The sequence below is a fragment of the Nocardia sp. NPDC024068 genome (assembly GCF_040638875.1).
Taxonomy (GTDB): domain Bacteria; phylum Actinomycetota; class Actinomycetes; order Mycobacteriales; family Mycobacteriaceae; genus Nocardia.
Window position 1 is genome coordinate 16,813 of record NZ_JBEZYU010000012.1, and the last position, 16,921, is coordinate 33,733.

A 16,921-nucleotide genomic window follows, 5' to 3' on the forward strand; every position below is an offset into this window, starting at 1 on the left:
CCGTTCAACACGGCGCCTATACGGCCGCCATCCTCTCCGGCAACCCCCTCGACCTCCCGCGCCTCCCGTGTGAACGGCTCTACCTGGACAGGTGATGCGCGACGGCCCCGGGCCGGTGTCCGGCACCCACCCGATCCTTCTGTTGGAACGAGGGCACTGGCAAGAAACCGCGCGATCCCGCACCGCAGTGTCCCGATCTCGGCGGCCGCCCCCAGGAATACGCAAGGTGTGCTGATCCGAGGTCAGGGTGCGAAGCCGAACAGCCCCGGGGCGTTGTCCGGGGCCCGGGGACAGAAGACCAGTACTGCCCCGGGAGCGGGCAGGAGAACCGGGGCGCCGCAGTTTCCGGCGGCGACGAACGGATGCACCGCCGGGGGCGCGGTAGTGCCACGCGGCAGGATGCGTAGCGCGAGAGTTCGGTCGTCGCTGTGGAGTTCGGTCAGTTCGGTCGTGAGGAACAGCGCTGTCGCCGCTGATTCCCTGCCGATCGCGTACACGTCGGCGGGTTTACCGGCCGCGGCGTAGATCGATATGTCGGCGCCGGACGCGGCGTCGGACAGCTTCACCCCGTCGAATATCTGGGTGCCGTGGGGATCCGCGGTGATCGGGTCTTCCGCGGCTCCGGTGAGTTCCGTCGCGGAGGTGAGGTCGGCAGGTGTACCGGCCACCAGCATTCCCGGCCGGTCACCGGACCATTCGATCACCGCGTCGTCGTCGACGAGATGGATCCTGGTGTATCGCGGATCGACGGATTCGAGACCGTAGGCAATATCGCGGGTGGCCGCCACCGCGCCGGTTCGCGGATCCAGTGCCATTATCCGCAAGGTGTTCGTTTCCCCGGGACACCCGGCCACCACGAAAACCGCGCTGCTGGTCGCCGCGGCCGGGCCCTCCGACCGAATGCATCCGGGTGGAATCGGTTCGGTCGACCACATCAGTTCATTCGTTCGTGCGTCGTAGCGAGCGAGAGTGCCGTCGTGTTCGAATATCACCATTCCGGCTCGATGCTCCGTGCCGGACGGCACGCGGTTCTCCGGGTCGTCGTCGGCGCCACCGAATTCGGCGTGCTCCCGTAGCAGTTCGCCGGTGACCGCGTCGAATACCTTCCAGCCCCACCATTCCCAGGCAGCGACGACGATCGCGCCGCCGTCCAGCGACCGTAGCGAATCGGGCGAGTACGCCAGCGGATGGTCGGCGTCGATATTCTTGCGTCGATATTGCCAGCGTGGTGCTCCGGTCGCGCCGTCGTACGCGGTCAGGCCGCTGTCCGACGCGAGTACGAAACCGGCACCGGCGATAGCGATATCGTCGGCCCGGCCGTCGGAGGTCAGTTCATCGGTGGTCAGTGCGTAGCGTTGCGTGCCCACGGCGGCGGGCGTCGGCGGGATTTCGGCCGGTGCGGCGGTCCGCTGCTCGATATTGGTGCTGTCGTCGCCGAACCACACGGCTGCCGCCCCGGCGAGAATCGTCACCGATAGTCCGGCCGACAGCGACAGCACAAGACCACGCTGTCGCACAGACCGTATCGACCCGGGGGTCACCGCGAGCGGGGTGACGAGCAGGATTCCGGCGGCGACCAGTCCGTACGCTGCCATGATGAGGGGCCATTGCGCATAGTACGGGTATTCCTGCCGGATATAGGAGTGGATTCCCGGTAAGTGATGACCCATGAAATCGACCATCAGATAGCCGAACGGCGCGAATATCAGCACTACGGCCAGTCCGCCGACACCGTGATAGGAATCCCGCTTCCGGCGGCTGATCAGCCAAGCCGGAGCCAGCGCGATCAGTGTCGCGAATGCGGCGATCAGCACGGTGTTCGCGAAATGCGTGGAGACATCCTCGATCCGGACACCCGAGAAGCTACCGAAGGCATCCTTGCCCTGCGCGGTGATCTCATGCCCGGACGAATAGGATCTGGTCAGTGCGAACGGCGGTTCGCGCAACCGTGCGAGTACGGCGACGGCCGCGCCACCCAGGATCAAGACGATCCCGGCCACCCCCGTCATCGCGACTTTGCGCGTAACCCTGTTGTCGTCGCTGCCGACATCCACGACTTCCCCCTCCGGATTCCCTGGCGGCCGGGGGAATCGGAACTGCCGTTTCCCCCGGACCGCAGCCGAAGGAACGATACCGCAGTCTCCCGATTGCACCGGCCTGCGGCGGCATCACCCGAACCCCGCTGATCGGCCGATCCCTTCGGGCCGGTCCTCTTCCACTACGCCGTCCCGCGCACCATCTATCACCGGGGTGCGGTGGGTTTCGCGCCCCAGGAGCGTCCGGGGAGAACCGCCAACACCGTGATGAAGGTTATCGGCGTCGTGGGCGGCACGCCGGCCGTTCTCATGGTGCTGCTGGCAGTGATCTTGACCCTGACGCAATGAGCGGACGTGTCGATCTGCCCGGAACATGAGCAGCCGCCCCGGCCGGCTCGGCGGGGCGGCTGCCGATTACGTCATTCGCAGGCCACGCCGTCACCGTCGCGATCCAGCTTTCGGCTGTACCCGGGCTGACCCGCATACAGCGGCGCGGCCCCGGCTGCGCGGGCGTCCGCGCAGCTCCCATACGTGACACCGGACGGCGCAGGGGCGGGCGGCGGTGCCACCACGGTGGGTTCCGGCGTCCACTCGGGCACAGGCGGCGGCGCGGGAGCGGGAACAGGTGAAGGCGGAGGTGGGGGAACCGGTGACGGAGAGGGTTCCGGTTCGACCAGCACCGGCGTCCGTGACGTATCGCGTTCCGGCGCTACGCCGGTCGCCGGTGGTGCTGCCGGGCCGGTGGTGCCGCTGCGCGGTGCCGAGGTGACCGGTGCGGACCGTGTGGCCGTCGCCGCGGGCGTGACCTGACCGGTCGGTGGTGTGGTCGCCGGCTTCTCGGGCTCGTCGTCGGCCCCGAAGACCGCGCCGATACCTCCGCACAAGCACAGAAGACCGAGCACCACCCCGACCACGATGAGCGTGTTCCGATTTGTTCGTCTGCGGCGGGCGAGATTTTCTTCCTGCCGATTCATGTATGCCACTGAGGGTCCTTTGCCTGAGGTAACTACGATGCCGGAAACCGGGGCGCCCGCTGGTTCCGACATCAGATCGGCGGAAACGCCTCGAGTGTTTCAGCGGTCCTTCAGGCCTGTGAACTGCGATGATCTTGTGACATAGACGAATACGACCGAAGACGAAATCGGTTACTGGCGCGAGAGATCAGCGTTCGATACCCAGCCCGTCAGTGGAGATCCGACCGGACCTCGGTCAGTCGATGCCTTCGACGATGCGGAAGTCGCGCTCGACGCCGTCGGCGAGGGCGACCAGCGCCTCCTGGTAGGCCGCGCTCTCATGCGCCGCGACGGCCCGCTCGAAGCTGTCGAACTCGATCAGGATGGTGCGTTGGGCGATTCCGGCGTCATGCGCCACGACCCGGCCGTCACGGGCGAGGATTCGGCCGCCCCCGGCCTTGACGGCCGGAGCGGCCTTACGGGGTGGTCTCGGCCGAGCGTCGGCGGGCGAGAGCGAGGCTTGTCAGCGTCGTGATCGCCATGGCGCCGATCCCGATCAGCGCCGCGGTGGTGTAGGCGCTGTCGTCGGGGAAGAGGTGGCCCGGGCGGGTGCCCGTGGCGAGGATCAGGCCGCCGATGGCGCTGCCCAGGGAGTACCCGACGCTGCGGACGACATAGTTGAAGCTCATGGCGCTCGACGTCTCGCTTTTGGGGGTGACGGCCAGGATGACGCCGGGCATCGCGGCCGAGAAGCCGCCGACGCCGAAGCCGAGCACGCCCATCGCCGCGAACAGTTCGGCCAGATCCGACCGGGCCGCCGCGAACAGGGCGAACCCGCCGCCGACCACGACGGCGCTGCCGGCCAGGAGCAGCGGATCGGCGATCCGCGTCCGGGCCCGCGGCGTGAGCTTGCCGGCGACGAATCCCAGCACCGAGAACGGGATGAGGACCAGTCCGGCGACGAAGGTCGTCAGCCCGAAACCGTAGCCGGCGTCGTGCGGCGTCTGCGCATACCGGGTGATGAGCGTGAGCAGGAGGTACATCCCGATCCCGCCGACGAACATGGCGAGGTTCGCCCCGGCGACCGCCGGGTGCCGCACCGCCCGCACATCGACCAGGGGCGTCGTGCTGCGCAGTTCGATGACGGCCCAGACGCAGAGCAGCACCACCGCGACGACGGCGAGGCCCGCCGCCACGGCCAGGTGCCGACTCCACAGACTCCGTTCGCCGGCGAGGAACAACACCAGGAGCAGTGCGGCGGCCAGGACGACCGCGCCCGCCACGTCCACGTGGGCGGAGCGGCCTTCGGGGGCTTCGGGCACGGAACGCCACGCGGTCAGGAGGGCGGCGGCGGTGACGACCAGGCCGAGGCCGTAGGCGGCCCGTACCCCGCCGAGCTCGGCGAGCAATGCGGCCAGCGGGTAGCCGACACCGGCCCCGATGATCGAGACCACCGAGATCTGGGCGATCACGGCCGCGCCGCGCTCCTCGGGGAGGTGATCCCGGGCCACACCCATCATCAGCGCCGTCAGCCCGAGCCCGACGCCCTGGGCCGCCCGGCCGGCCAGCAGCCACGCGAACGGCAGCGGCAGCACGGTGAGCGCGCTGCCGGCGACGACGACCGCCAGCGTGGCGAGGATCGTGGCCCGTCGGTGCGGACCGGCTCCGAGCCGGCCCAGGATCGGCGTGGCGACGGCGCCGCTGAGCAGCGTGATGGTCAGCGTCCACTGCGCGCTGCCGAGCGAGACCTGGAACGAGGTCGCCACGCTGGTGATGAGCGGTGCCCCGAGGCTGCCGACCGCCGCCACGACCAGAGCGATGAACATCAGAGCGGGGACCAGTAGCCGCGCCTCGGGGTACTCCGGAGTAGTGCTCATCGGACCGGTGGCAGGAAGTCGGCGAAGCGAGGCGCGCCGGGCTCGTTCGGCACGCGCGTAGCGCGCGCGGCGAAGCTGACGGCGTGGTACCACCCGCACAGCAGAAGCAGATCGAGCAGCTGGAGCTCGTCGAAGACCGGCACGAGTCGTGCCCACAGCGCGTCATCGATATCGGAATGCTCGTGCAGGGCGTCGACGGCGAGGATGAGCAGCTGTTCCCGCTCGGACGCCCAGCACGTGTCCGAGGGGCCGCCGTGCACCAGGGATGCCGCCTGCTCGCGGGTGAACCCGACCCGTTCGGCGAACATCATCATGTGCACGCCCCACTCGTACTCGCAACCGCACAGCACGCAGGTCCGGTCGATGGCGATCTCGCGCTCCCGCATCGTCAGAGTCAGCTGTCGCCCCAGCTCATAGCGCCCCCATTCGTGCATGGCGCCGGCCATCGGGAGGTTCCGGGCGAACATCCGGAACAGCCCGATCGGCGGCACGTCGCCGGGCATCATGCGCGCGAGTAGCGCACCGGCCTGGTCGGCGTACGGCGGTTCCAGCAGGGCTATTCGCGACATCGGAGCTCCCGTTGCGGTTGTTTCGGAATCAGAAACGCGGTTCGGATGGTAATGTTTCTGAAAACGAAACGCAAGGAGGGTTATGCCGACACCGCGTCCAGGAGCGCCGGTTCGTGGATCGACTACCGGCCGACCGATCATGGCCGCGCTGGATCTTTTCGGCCGTCGGTGGGCGCTGCGAATTCTCTGGGAACTGCGTGCGGGTCCGCTCGGCGCGCGTGCGCTGCTGACACGGTGTGCGGGTTTGTCGTCCAGCGTCCTCTACCAGCGGATTCGAGAATTGACGTCAAGCGGGATCATCGCCCCCTCGGCTGATGGCTACGAGCTCACTGAGCTGGGAGCGGCACTCATTCAGGCCCTTCGCCCGCTCGACGAATGGTCGATTGCCTGGGCGCGGAGTCGAGAGCAGAACGATCAGAATCCCGTAGAGGCATGAGATCGCGGGCTCTTCGCGGTGACGCCCAAGCTCTTCTCATCGGCCGGGGTGCTTCCCGGTCGGCGAGCCTCGCGATCGCCGCGGTCCCGAGTTCGGCTTCGGCGGCCGGCCGGAGCCGGCCGCCTGCCCTTCATCGCTTCGAGGACCACGCCGGGTCGCGGCCGATGAACGCCATCAATCGGTCCTGTGGGGGAGCGTCCGGTGCGACGGGGACGGCGGTGCCGAACTGGCCGCTGTCGCGCAGCATCGGTTCCACCGGCTCCATGCCCGCCAGCGCGGCGGCACACCGGTCCTGTCCGAGGTCGGGTTCGCGGCCGAGGGCTTTGGCCAGGTCCCAGGTGTGCATCCAGATATCCGGGGTGTAGAACTCGTCGATGGCCTCGGCGACGGGGCGTTCCCCGAAATGCGGGTTGTGCAGGACCCGGCCTGCGGGATCGTCGAGTATCGCCTGGATATCGGCGACGTGCCGCTTCCACGCGGCTACCGGGTCCGCGGCGACATCGAGGGCCGGGAGTTCGATATCGGCGCCACTGAGCAGGCCCCGGGACCACTCGACCAGATGCGCCACGATATCCACCGCCGTCCACTCCGCGACCGGGCTGGGACGCGACCAGTCGCCGGGGGCGGCGGATTCGACGAGTGCGGTGAACCCGGCCGCATCGCGTTCGTGCCGTTCGGCCGGACCTGACGGCATCACGCCTCCTTCGCGAGCAGTTCGTCGAGTTTGGCGTAGCCCTCTTCCACCCCGACGTTCATGCCGCTGGCCAGCATGCCGTCGCGGATCTCGAAACTCTCGACCACGCTCAGCACCCGCAGCCGGGTGCGTCCGCCCGCGAGCGGTTCGAAGGTCAGTGTTTCCAGTGCCACGCCGTCGGGTTCGCCCTCGTAGGTGAAGGTCCAGACGATCCGCTCGTTGGGCCGGACCTCGTGGAAGCTGCCGAAGAAGGTGGCGATTTCGGCGCCGTCGCGGTCGTTGGCGAAGGCCCACGCGCCGCCGGTGCGGGCGTCCCAGGCGGTGATCCGGGTGGTCACGCTGCGCGGCCCGACCCATTGCGCGTAGAGCTCGGGATCGGCGTGGGTGCGGAACACCTGTTCGGGGGTGGCGTCGAACTCCCGGATGATCTCGATGGTGGGGACCTTCTCGTCCGCGATGATCTCGGTGGTGGTCATGAGGCGTCCTTCCTTCGGCTGGTCTGGTCGTCGTCGGTTATTCGGCCCAGCAGGGCGTCGAGGCGCTGATAGCGTTCTTCGGCTCGGTGGCGGTAGCGTTCGATCCACTTCGTCATCAGGTTGAATACCTCCGCGTCGAGATGGACCGGCCGGCGCTGGGCATCTCTGCTCCGGGTCACGAGTCCGGCGTCCTCCAGGACTTTCACGTGCTTGGAGATCGCCTGGAGACTGATGTCGTACGGTTCCGCCAGCTCGCCCACGGTGGCGTCCGCGTCGGCGAGCCGGGCCACGAGGTTGCGCCGGGTCGGGTCCGCCAAGGCCGCGAACACGCGGTTGAGCTGTTCGGTGTCTTCGTCCACTATGCTTCCTCAACTCTTGAGTTGAATAACACCCTAACGCGTTGCACCTGTGTGTTCAACACTTTGGTTGAATAAGACGCCGACCGGTCCCGAATCATGCGAATGCGTGTGTGGGAGCGGCGAGGGGTCAGGGGCGGTGGTGCCGGGGCGTGGGGGAGGGCCGGGACCGGAGGATCAATCCTCGACGTTGAGCGCCTGCCGGTAGGTCAGACGACCTTGCGTCTGTAGCAGGGAGCGGCGATAGATCCGCTCCGCGACGACCACGATTCCGTAGGCGGCCGCCGCCATGACCGCGAGGGAGGCGATCGGCTCCCACCACGCGGCGGTGCCTTCGGCGAGGCGGGCGGGCATGGTCACGATGGAGACGATCGGGACGTAGGACAGGACGGTCTGCGCCGTACCGGAGGCGAAGATGCCGAGGAACAGCACGATCATGATCAGCATGCTGAGCGGCGTCGAGGTCGACTGCAGGTCCTCGTTGCGCGTCGCGAGGGAGCCGGCGACCGCCCACAGGCTGGCCAGCGCGAGGAACCCGACGATGAAGAAGACGATGAACCAGCCCGCGGCACCGGCGATCTGCGTGACCCGATCGGCGCTTCCCATCATCGCCAACCCGGCCAGGCCCGCGCCCGCGAACAGCACCAACTGGCCGAACGCCATCAGAGTGTTGCCGACGATCTTGCCGATCAGCAACTGCCGCAACGGGATCGCGCTGGCCAGGATCTCGACGATACGGTTCTGCTTCTCCTCGACCACGCTCTGCGCGATGGACATTCCGAACAGGAGCGAGGCGATATAGAACAGGAACGCGAAGACGAACGTCAGTACCCGGGCGAATCCGGGGTCGATCGCGGACTCGTCGAGCACGTCGTAGGTCACCTGGCCGCCGCGGCCGAGCTCTTCGAGCGAGGTGCCCGCGGCTTCGGCATTGCGTTGCAGGGCGAGTTGCTGCGCGGCGGTCGTCACATAGGTGTTGACCTCGTCGTTCACTGATTCCTTGCCGATGAGCCGCCACCCGTCGGGTCCGGCCACCAGGCCCGCTTCGGCCGCACCGTCGCGCACCTGCTGTTCGACGGCGGCGGGGTCGGCGGCCGGGTGGGAGGTGAAGGCGACGTTGCTGTCGGCGAGTTCGGCGAGATCGCCGGCTGTCTGGACCACCTGGTTCGCGTCCGTGCCCGCGACCGCGATATCGATGGTCTCGGTACGTCCGCTCATGAATCCGCTGACGGCCAGCGACGCGACGATCGCCACGATCGTGATGACCGTCGAGATGAGGAAGTTGCGGTCGCGCAGCTTCACCACGACCTCACGTTCGGTGACGATCCGCCATACGCCGCGTGGCGCGCTATCCGCGGCTGCCTCGTGGTTGTCCGCTTCGGCGCGGCGTGTTATCGGCGCGGTCATGCCGTGACCTCCCGGAAGATCTCCGCGACCGACGGCCGCACTTCGGCGAATTCCTGTACCGACCCGCGCGCCAGCGCCGCGGTGAGTACCTGGTCGGTGGTCGCGCCGGTCAGCTCGAGCAGCACCCCCGACCCGTTGCTTTCGACCACACCCACCCCGTCGAACTCGTTCAGCCAGCCGGTGTCGGCGCCGGTCCGCAGCCGGTACCGCAGCGCGCCGCCGGTCCGCAACTGCGCCGCCGACCCCTGCGCGACGACCCGGCCGTTCGCGAGGATCACCAGCCGATCACACAGCCGCTCCACCAGATCCAGCTGATGCGAGGAGAACAGCACCGGCACACCCCGCGCGGCGTATTCGGCCAGCAGTTCCGCCATCGAATCGACCGCGACCGGATCCAGCCCGGAGAACGGCTCGTCCAGCACCAGCGCCGACGGTTGCGCCACCACCGCCGCCGCGATCTGCACCCGCTGCTGGTTGCCCAGCGACAGCGACTCGAGTTTGTCCTTGCCCCGGTCTCCGAGTCCGAACCGCTCCAGTAACTCCGCGGTCCGCCGCCTGCCCGCTGCCGCCGAAAGCCCGCGCAACCGGGCCAGATACACCAGCTGATCACGCACCGGCTGCTTCGGATACAACCCCCGCTCCTCCGGCATGTACCCGAACGAGCGCCGATCGGCGGCCGTCACCGGGCGGCCGTCCCAGCGCACCTCGCCGCCGTGGACGGCCAGCACACCCATGATCATCCGCATGGTCGTCGTCTTACCCGCGCCGTTGCCGCCGACGAATCCGGTGAGCGCGCCCGGCTCCACGCCGAACGACACATCGTCGACGGCCGTCTTATCGCCGAATCGCCGCACCAGGTGTGCCACTTCCAGCATCGAACCTCCCCATTCGCGGACCGGGCCGACTCTAACCTGTTCTGTCCAGGTATAGGTTGCGGTGTCCGGGGATGGCTTGCGGGGATGGTTGCGGGCAGCGCGTTCTACGTTCTCATCGATCGGTTGCCGGTTGGGCGACACACGTTCGGGTCGGCGGTGACGCGGCGGCAGCCGGCGAAACGCCCGGACCGCCGGCGACAGCTCGAATGCCGCTGCAGACGTGACAGCTGTGTCACTTCACTGATGAGGATGCCTCGATGGTCCAGCTGAGGTCGTGGTCGGACAGGGTTTCGAGGAAGTCCGCGGGATCGAATGCCTGCGCCGGGGTGAGCACTCCGGCAGCAGTATTGCCTGCTGCCAATCGCCGGGCTGCTTCGACCGCGGCGACGGCAGTGGTTCCGTAGGTGTCTCGGCCTCGGATGACTCCCCGTGTCTGCTGACCCTGGTGGTCCACGGCGTCGAGCAGGTAGGTGAACTGCTGCCTGGCGCGGTCGTGCGCGGTCGGGCCCGCGGGAAGCCCCTCGATCAGTTCCGGCGTGATGGGGGTTTCGAGGCCGGCCTTCAAGGTTGCCTCCAGCAGGCTTTCGACATGGTCGACCCGTACGTGCCGGGGGATGGTGACCACCTCGCACGTCGGCAGCGCCGCCATCGCGACGGACTCGCCGTCGGGCAATGCGATCGTCTCGTGCCGGGACGGGATCCCGCTGCGCCAGGCACCATTGTCATAGATCAGCCCGCCTGACCGCATCGCGTCCATCGTCGCCGACGCCGAGCGCAGCGATCCGCGTGAGAGTCCGGCAGCACCGGTGATGAAGTGGCTGACAGTGATCTCCGCCAGCGGCCCCGTCCGCTCGGCGATCAGGTGCGCGAGCAAGTCTCCCGGCAGGCAGCCGTCGTTGACCGCCGGCACTACCGTGACACCCGCACGCTCGGCGTCGCCGCCGAAGGAATCGAAAATGCCCTTCACATACAGTTGCTCGCCCGCGGTGTCGACATAGTGGGCGCCGGCGGCGATCGCCGCATCGACCATCACCGCGCCGGAGGTGGTGAACGGTCCCGCACAGTTGATGACGACATCGCTACCCGCCAGAGCGGCAACCAGAGCGGTGCGGTCGTCGAGACCGGCCACCCGGCGATCGGCGCCGGGAATTCCGACCTCGACGGCCGCGGTTTCCAGCCGTGTGTGATCTCGACCGACGAGCCGGACCTCCACATCACAGCGGGACAACTCGGCAAGGGTGAGCTTGCCCTGATAGCCGTTGGCGCCGTAGACGGTGATGAGCATGTCAACTCCTGTGGCTCATGTTTCCACTGCATGATCAGCAGCAATTCGAACTTAAAGCCAACGCTGCGCGACGTTCAATGCGTCATAATCCGAGATTTATACGAATTTGTCTCGATCGAACCTTGAATTGATAGTTTTGATGGTGTGGATCCTCTTTCTGACGTGGTGGCAGCGATGCGGATCGGCGAGCCTCATTCGGGCCGGGTCGGCCATCATGCGCCGTTCGGCTGGCAGTTTCCGGCCTTCGATGCCGCGGGATTCCATGTGGTCCTGTCGGGCACCTGCTGGTTGCTGCCCCCCGCCGCCGAACCGATCGCGCTGCGGCCGGGGGATATTGTCCTGCTCCCGGGAGGATGCACCCATGGCCTGGCCGACGATCCGGCCACGCCACTACGTCCTGCCGCTGCCTCGCTGCGCCGGGTGAACCCGCGACCGTCCCGGCCGGACACCGCATCCGTACCGCGCGCGGAGACCGTGTTGCTGTGTGGTGCCTACCTGCTCGATCGAAGCCGGTCACATCCGATGCTCGCTGATCTGCCCGAGGTCATCCATCTGCCCGCCCCGGAAACTCGCCATACCCCGGTCGGGGCGATCATCGATCTCCTCGACGGCGAACTGACCGCCGAGGAGCCCGGACACGATGCCATGCTGCGTTCGCTGCTGGATGCGCTACTGCTACACATCCTGCGCAGCTGGCTCGACCGCCACGCCGGCACCGGGTGGTCGGCCGCGCTGCACGATCCAGCCGTCGCCGCGGCGCTCTCGGCGATCCACGGCTCGCCCGGTCACGGCTGGACCGTCGCTGAACTCGCTGTGCGCGCCGGGGTTTCGCGGGCCGGCTTCGCCCGCCGATTCACCGACCTGATCGGCCGGCCACCCATCGCCTACCTCACCTGGTGGCGCATGACCCTCGCGGCCCGGCAACTGCGGGACACCGACACCCCGCTGACCGTCATCGCCCGAGACGCCGGCTATGCCTCCGAATTCGCGTTCGCCCACGCGTTCAAAAACGAATTCGGCCGGCCACCAGGTCGATACCGAAAGGAGAACCTGCCGGTTCCACCACCAGATCGGAATGCTGGAGGACGATCGACCGGCTCCGCCGCTCGCGCAGTCACACCCGCCGTCGAATCCGAAAGTTAGACCCGAACACCCGGCACCCAGGAACGTCACACCAGCTTTTCGCGGACCATGTCGTCGGCCGGTCCTTCGGAAAGGTTCACTCGGACCGGACACTACCGGCCGCCGTCGTGTGGGCCGCGCTATGTGTCCGGCCGGGGAGCGGCCGGGGCCGGGGTCACCCGGAAATGCCCGGTGCCGCGGATACGGCGCCGGTCTCCCGCGCCCGGTTCAGTCGCCGACCGCCTGGAGTGCGTCCAGGTCCATGATCGCGGTGGCGGTGCGGTGCACGATCGCGCGGCAGATATCGGCGGGCTGGAACTCCGGCATCAGTGAGCTCCGGCCGATGGTGATCATCCACGCGAAGTACGGGTAGAGCGATTGCTGCCGGTAGGCCAGCCAGGCGGAGTCGAACGACAACGCGGGCCCGCCCGCCGCGCGCAGGGTGTCGATGTAGAGGGCGATCAGGTCCTGTTCCCAGGCCCGGCGATCGTCCACTTCCAAACCGGAGGTGATCGTATAGGCCACATCGAATGCCCAGCTGCCGCGCATCACCAGTTGCCAGTCGGTGAATCCCATACCGCCGTCGACGCAGACGTAGGCGTTGCCGATATGCGGATCACCGTGCAGCAGGGTCTGTGGAGCCTGTTCGGCGATCTGCAGCGCCCGGCCGCAGGCCTCGTACAGTTCGCCCTGTACGGGCGGCAGCGTGTCGGGGACGATTTCGGGAGCCCGTTTCAACCCGACCTCGGCCCGTTTCCGCATCCCGAGGAGCCGGTCGAAATTGCGGAAGTGCGCGCTCGGCGTTTTCAGCCAGTCCGTCGTCGGCAGTTCCGGCGATTCCCAATAGTGGCCGTGCCAGCGCGCCATATTCCCCAGCAGATCCTCCATCTGTTCCCGGGTGACCCGCTCCAGCGGTGTGCAGAAACGCGCCCCGCGGGTGACGCTCACATCCTCGAGGAGCGTGAGCGACCGGCCGGTTCGCAGATCGGCGGCGCCGAAATACCCGTGCGGTGCCTCGATATCGAGTCCCGGCCGCAGATGCTGGAAGAAACCGGGTTCGCCGGGCAGTGCGTGCGCCAGGTACTGCGTCAAACGCTGGGTGAAGGTGAGGGTGGTCTTGGCGAAGAGATGTTCCGGCAATCGCGCCCGCCGGCCGGCCTCGTTGTAGTGGACGGTCGCCTTCCAGCGGCTGGTGGTCCCGCTGTCGACGTCGGCGAGCTCGAACGATTCCACCGCCGCGCCGGGATGTCCGGCGGTGAGTACCCGGTCGAGCCACTGTGCGTCGACTTCGTTCCTCTTCATCGGGATCCCGCCGTCGCGGCCGCGAAGTACCTTCTCCGCCAGCACATGGCCGCCGAGTTTCAGTACTCCCGGCAGCACACTGTCCCCGGAGCCCTGGGTATTCGTCTCATCCATCCGATCGCCTTCCTCGGCTCGTTCTGCCGCACAACTGCCCGGCGGATCGAAAGTATGGGCGCGCCGGTACGGATTCCGCAGTGTCCGCCGGTGTCGCGCCGGAAGGTCGCCTGCCGCTGTATCGCCGCGTTGACGTGCCTTTATCCGCCGACGATCGACGTGATGCCGATCGGAATTCGGCGCGGTCGGCACCCTCGTCGGCGCGATCGGCTTTCCGGTCGCGCGCCACGGCAGCGGATTTCGGCGCACCGGACGGATGCCGAGCGGCGCACTCGTCGGCCGGTAGACCCGGGCCGTCTACTTCCGCCCGGTCCACCGTTGCCGCGCCCGGCGCAACGCGCCCGCATCGGCGTACCCGATTCGCCTGGCCAGCGCCGCCTGCGTGACGTCGGGAGTGTCCTGGAAACGCTGTTCGACCATCGCGCTGCGGGCCCGGTCGAGTTCCCGTGTCCAGGTGGTGCCTTCGTCGGCGAGTCGCCTTTGCAGACTGCGACTGCTGGTGGCCAGGTACCGCGCGACCCGGTCGATCGTGACCCGCCCGTCCCCGAGCAGCGCCTTCAGCGCCTGGTGCACCTGACCCGCCCAGGTGACCTCCAGCCGCGGCGGTGGCGGCAGCGCGGCCGCGCACCGGACGAGTATCGGGGCGAGTGCCGGATCGGCGGTGGCGAGTGGGAGTTCGAGATCGGCCGTCCGGAAGGTGATCTGATCGGTGGGCGCCCCGAATTCGACCTGCCGGGTGCCGAACATCTCGACGAACGGCTGGTAGCGCCGCGGCGCGGCCTGCCGGAACCGGATACGCACCGGATGCACATCCCGGCCGGTGGCGTTGCGCGCCCGCGTCACCACCGCCGCCAGCGCGAACTGAGTGGCCAGTTCCCGGCCCCGGCCGTGCCCGTTGCGCAGCCGGACATCCGCGTTGGCTTCCTCCTCGGAATCTCCCGACACCGCGAACCCGATATTGGTGGTGATCAGGTCCGCGTGCTGCTCCGACCGGGCCAGCCCCTCGGCGAGGGTCGGTGCCGTGCTGAACAGGTAGTCGTGTAGCCCGAAGTTTCCCAGCGTGTTGGTCTTCCCGATCCGCAGCGCCACATGCGGTTCGGCCAGCTCGTGTTCCACCAGCTCCCACAGGTTCAGCTGGTAGGTGCTGGGAACCATCGTGTCACCGGCGTCCAGTACCCAGTCCGGCAGTTCCGCGGCCCGCGCGAGTTGCCGCCGCGCCGACTCGTTCAGGCCCGAGTTGCCGAGGACGAAATTCGAAAACGCGACATTCTCAACCGTATCCACCTGCGCAACACACCTAATCAGAACCTGCACCGCACCGGCCCGCTCGCAGGCCGCTGTCCGTCCGACGACGATAGCCCGCCCCGCGGGGTCCGGCTGCGCGGCGATCCCGTCTCCGCGCCCCGGCGACCGGGTTGGCGCGATCTGCCGCGTCGCGGGCGCGAGCGGCACTGTCGGTGGTGCCCCGCCGATGGCACCATGTCCGTTCCGGTGCCTCCGGTGCCCGAATGTGGAGAACGAGCGGTGAGGACGAACGATTGGCGCAGCGCAAACTCGCGCACTTCCCGGATCCGTCGCAACCCCACCGGTCGCCACCGGATTACCGCGAGGAACGGGTTCCGCTGTACGCACCCGAATTCGCCGCCGACCCGCATCGCGCCTACCACGAGATGCGCCGGCGCGGAAGCTCGCTGGTGCCGGTGGACCTCGCCCCCGGCGTCCCCGCGACCCTGGTCATCGGATACAGCACCGCGTTACGCATCCTCAACGACCCCGACCGTTTCCCCGCCGACCCGCGCGCGTGGCAGCGGAACGTTCCCGCCGACTGCCCGGTCCTGCCGATCATGGAGTGGCGTCCCACCGCGAGCCGCAATACCGGCGCGGATTTCCACCGCTACCGGGAGGCCATCACCACCAGCATCGGCAAGGTCGATCTGCATACGCTGCACGCCACGGTGGAACAGGCCGCCGTCCCCCTGATCAACGAGTTCTGCGAATCCGGAAGCGCCGACCTCATCTCCCAGTACGTCTTCCCGCTCACCTTCGCGACCGTCAACGCCCTGCTGGGTTGTCCCGCGGAAATCGGCCGGCGGGTCGCCGACGGTATGGCGGCCCTCGTCGAAGCCGTCGACGCCGAGAACGGCAACCGGATGATCAGCGAGGCGATGCTGGAACTGGTCGACCTCAAACGCGCCGAACCCGGTAACGACATCACCTCCCAGCTGCTGGAGCACCCGGCCGCGCTGAACCAGGAGGAGATGGTGCACCAGGTCGCCGGCCACTACGGCGCCGGTATCGAATTCCAGCAGAACCTGATCGCCAACACCCTGCTGTTCATCCTCACCGACGATCGCGTCGGCAGCGGGGTTCTGGGCGGCAGCCTGTCCACGCTCGACGCTCTCGACGAGGTCCTGTTCGACGATCCGCCGCTGGCGAACTTCCTCATCACCTACCCGCGCCACCCGATCCTCGTCGACGAGGTCTGGCTGCCCGCCGACGAACCGGTCCTCATCAGCATGGCCGCCTGCAACAACGACCCCGCCATCCGCTCCGACGATCATGTGGGCAACCGTTCCCATCTGGCCTGGGGCATCGGCCGGCACGCCTGTCCCGCCCGATCCGTCTCCTACCTGATCGCCCAGAACGCCATCGACCAGCTTCTCGACGCACTCCCGGAAATGGAACCCGCGCTACCCGACGGCAGCCCGACCTGGCGACCGGGTCCTTTCCACCGGGCCCTGGCGGAGCTCCCCGTCCGCTTCACCCCGGCCGCCAGGTTGAATCTGTGAATGTTCGGGGCCTCGGGATTCGGCTTCGATGGTGCTGAGCGCGGCCGCGTCGCCGCGCCCGCTGGTCCGCCTCAGGTCCGGTTCGTGCCCCGGTTGCGGGCCTCGACGGCATCGACCGTTTTCCGGAACGCGTTCTTCAGCATCCCCTGGCCGACGGACCCGACCACCGCGCCGAGCGCCTTGCCCTTGAGGTTCTTGCCCTCGCGTACCACGACGACGTCGATATCGGTTTTGCCGTCGGGACGGGCCGCGAAGGTGTAGGTGTGCCCCGAGTGGCCGCCCCACAGGTTGGAATCGGTGGTCGTCATGACGACCCGGCCGGGGTCGGACCAGTCGTAGTGCAGGCGTTCCCAGATACCGCGTGACCCTTCCGTGACGTCCGCCTCGGTGGCGCCGCGTTCGTGCACCTCGAGGTATTCGTCGGTGCTGTTCCCGAACAGCTCGGCGCGGCCGGGACCGAAGTCGGTGAGTGCGGCGACGAACTGTTCGGGGGTCGCGGTCGTGGTTTCGGTGAAATGCAGAATGGCCATGAATGCTCCTTGTCCGGCGACGGCTGCCTCGTCTTTACACAGGAACGGCTATACGCAGAAACTACGCGTTTCAGGCGCTGTACCCCCGGAATTCCGGGTG

The 16,921-nt window shown here is 68.0% G+C and carries 16 protein-coding genes and 1 pseudogene; 3 read left to right on the forward strand and 14 right to left on the reverse strand.

The window, feature by feature from the left end; translation table 11 throughout:
- Positions 1-242: 242 nt before the first annotated feature.
- The 5 genes and pseudogenes from AB0F41_RS13230 to AB0F41_RS13250 all read right to left on the reverse strand — a co-directional run bounded on the left by AB0F41_RS13230 (position 243) and on the right by AB0F41_RS13250 (position 5,435).
- Entirely contained in the window at positions 243-2,054 is a 1,812-nt protein-coding gene (locus AB0F41_RS13230; protein ID WP_357423284.1) for a hypothetical protein, read from the reverse strand.
- Positions 2,055-2,455: 401 nt separating this feature from the next.
- Positions 2,456-3,082, reverse strand: a complete 627-nt coding sequence (locus tag AB0F41_RS13235) for an excalibur calcium-binding domain-containing protein (protein ID WP_357423286.1) — start codon at positions 3,080-3,082, stop codon at positions 2,456-2,458.
- Between the two features lie 163 nt (positions 3,083-3,245).
- Positions 3,246-3,455 (reverse strand): annotated as a pseudogene (locus AB0F41_RS13240) (DUF1330 domain-containing protein); the annotation flags it as partial.
- Positions 3,456-3,465: 10 nt separating this feature from the next.
- The gene (locus AB0F41_RS13245) at positions 3,466-4,866 is read right to left on the reverse strand and encodes an MFS transporter (RefSeq protein WP_357423288.1); all 1,401 of its coding nucleotides are present in this window, start codon (positions 4,864-4,866) and stop codon (positions 3,466-3,468) included.
- Positions 4,863-5,435 (reverse strand): carboxymuconolactone decarboxylase family protein, encoded by a 573-nt coding sequence (locus tag AB0F41_RS13250; RefSeq protein ID WP_357423290.1) that lies wholly within the window; start codon positions 5,433-5,435, stop codon positions 4,863-4,865. Before AB0F41_RS13250 ends, AB0F41_RS13245 begins: the two co-directional genes overlap by 4 nt.
- 139 nt (positions 5,436-5,574) lie before the next feature.
- On the opposite strand from AB0F41_RS13250, the gene AB0F41_RS13255 reads away from it, so the two are divergent.
- On the forward strand, positions 5,575-5,871 hold the full coding sequence (locus AB0F41_RS13255) for a helix-turn-helix domain-containing protein (RefSeq protein ID WP_357423292.1): 297 nt from the start codon (positions 5,575-5,577) through the stop codon (positions 5,869-5,871).
- A gap of 130 nt (positions 5,872-6,001) precedes the next feature.
- Here the strand turns inward: AB0F41_RS13255 and AB0F41_RS13260 are convergent, their stop codons facing one another.
- The 6 genes from AB0F41_RS13260 to AB0F41_RS13285 form a co-directional block, all read right to left on the reverse strand.
- Positions 6,002-6,565 carry a TIGR03086 family metal-binding protein gene (locus tag AB0F41_RS13260; protein WP_357423294.1) on the reverse strand — a complete coding sequence of 188 codons (564 nt, stop codon included), beginning with the start codon at positions 6,563-6,565 and terminating at the stop codon, positions 6,002-6,004.
- A complete protein-coding gene (locus tag AB0F41_RS13265) occupies positions 6,565-7,041 on the reverse strand; it encodes an SRPBCC family protein (RefSeq protein WP_357423295.1) in 477 nt (158 codons plus the stop codon). Before AB0F41_RS13265 ends, AB0F41_RS13260 begins: the two co-directional genes overlap by 1 nt.
- Positions 7,038-7,400, reverse strand: a complete 363-nt coding sequence (locus AB0F41_RS13270; RefSeq protein WP_357423297.1) for a metalloregulator ArsR/SmtB family transcription factor — start codon at positions 7,398-7,400, stop codon at positions 7,038-7,040. Before AB0F41_RS13270 ends, AB0F41_RS13265 begins: the two co-directional genes overlap by 4 nt.
- Before the next feature lie 174 nt (positions 7,401-7,574).
- Positions 7,575-8,804, reverse strand: coding sequence for an ABC transporter permease (locus AB0F41_RS13275; RefSeq protein WP_357423299.1), 1,230 nt, complete (start codon positions 8,802-8,804; stop codon positions 7,575-7,577).
- Positions 8,801-9,679 carry an ATP-binding cassette domain-containing protein gene (locus tag AB0F41_RS13280; protein ID WP_357423301.1) on the reverse strand — a complete coding sequence of 293 codons (879 nt, stop codon included), beginning with the start codon at positions 9,677-9,679 and terminating at the stop codon, positions 8,801-8,803. The genes AB0F41_RS13275 and AB0F41_RS13280 overlap by 4 nt, the downstream gene beginning before the upstream one ends.
- 232 nt (positions 9,680-9,911) lie before the next feature.
- The gene (locus tag AB0F41_RS13285) at positions 9,912-10,964 is read right to left on the reverse strand and encodes a saccharopine dehydrogenase NADP-binding domain-containing protein (RefSeq protein WP_357423303.1); all 1,053 of its coding nucleotides are present in this window, start codon (positions 10,962-10,964) and stop codon (positions 9,912-9,914) included.
- A 144-nt stretch (positions 10,965-11,108) separates the two neighbouring features.
- On the opposite strand from AB0F41_RS13285, the gene AB0F41_RS13290 reads away from it, so the two are divergent.
- On the forward strand, positions 11,109-12,107 hold the full coding sequence (locus AB0F41_RS13290; protein ID WP_357423305.1) for an AraC family transcriptional regulator: 999 nt from the start codon (positions 11,109-11,111) through the stop codon (positions 12,105-12,107).
- 207 nt (positions 12,108-12,314) lie between these two features.
- On the opposite strand, the gene AB0F41_RS13295 is transcribed toward AB0F41_RS13290, so the two are convergent.
- Together AB0F41_RS13295 and AB0F41_RS13300 are read right to left on the reverse strand one after the other, a co-directional pair.
- Positions 12,315-13,502 carry a phosphotransferase gene (locus AB0F41_RS13295; RefSeq protein WP_357423307.1) on the reverse strand — a complete coding sequence of 396 codons (1,188 nt, stop codon included), beginning with the start codon at positions 13,500-13,502 and terminating at the stop codon, positions 12,315-12,317.
- A gap of 297 nt (positions 13,503-13,799) precedes the next feature.
- Positions 13,800-14,786: an AraC family transcriptional regulator ligand-binding domain-containing protein gene (locus tag AB0F41_RS13300; RefSeq protein ID WP_357423309.1), complete on the reverse strand. Its 987-nt coding sequence runs from the start codon at positions 14,784-14,786 to the stop codon at positions 13,800-13,802.
- 224 nt (positions 14,787-15,010) lie between these two features.
- On the opposite strand from AB0F41_RS13300, the gene AB0F41_RS13305 reads away from it, so the two are divergent.
- Complete coding sequence (locus tag AB0F41_RS13305; protein ID WP_357423311.1) at positions 15,011-16,291, forward strand: cytochrome P450; 1,281 nt, start codon at positions 15,011-15,013, stop codon at positions 16,289-16,291.
- 71 nt (positions 16,292-16,362) lie between these two features.
- Here the strand turns inward: AB0F41_RS13305 and AB0F41_RS13310 are convergent, their stop codons facing one another.
- A complete protein-coding gene (locus AB0F41_RS13310) occupies positions 16,363-16,821 on the reverse strand; it encodes a hypothetical protein (RefSeq protein WP_357423314.1) in 459 nt (152 codons plus the stop codon).
- Positions 16,822-16,921 lie beyond the last annotated feature (100 nt).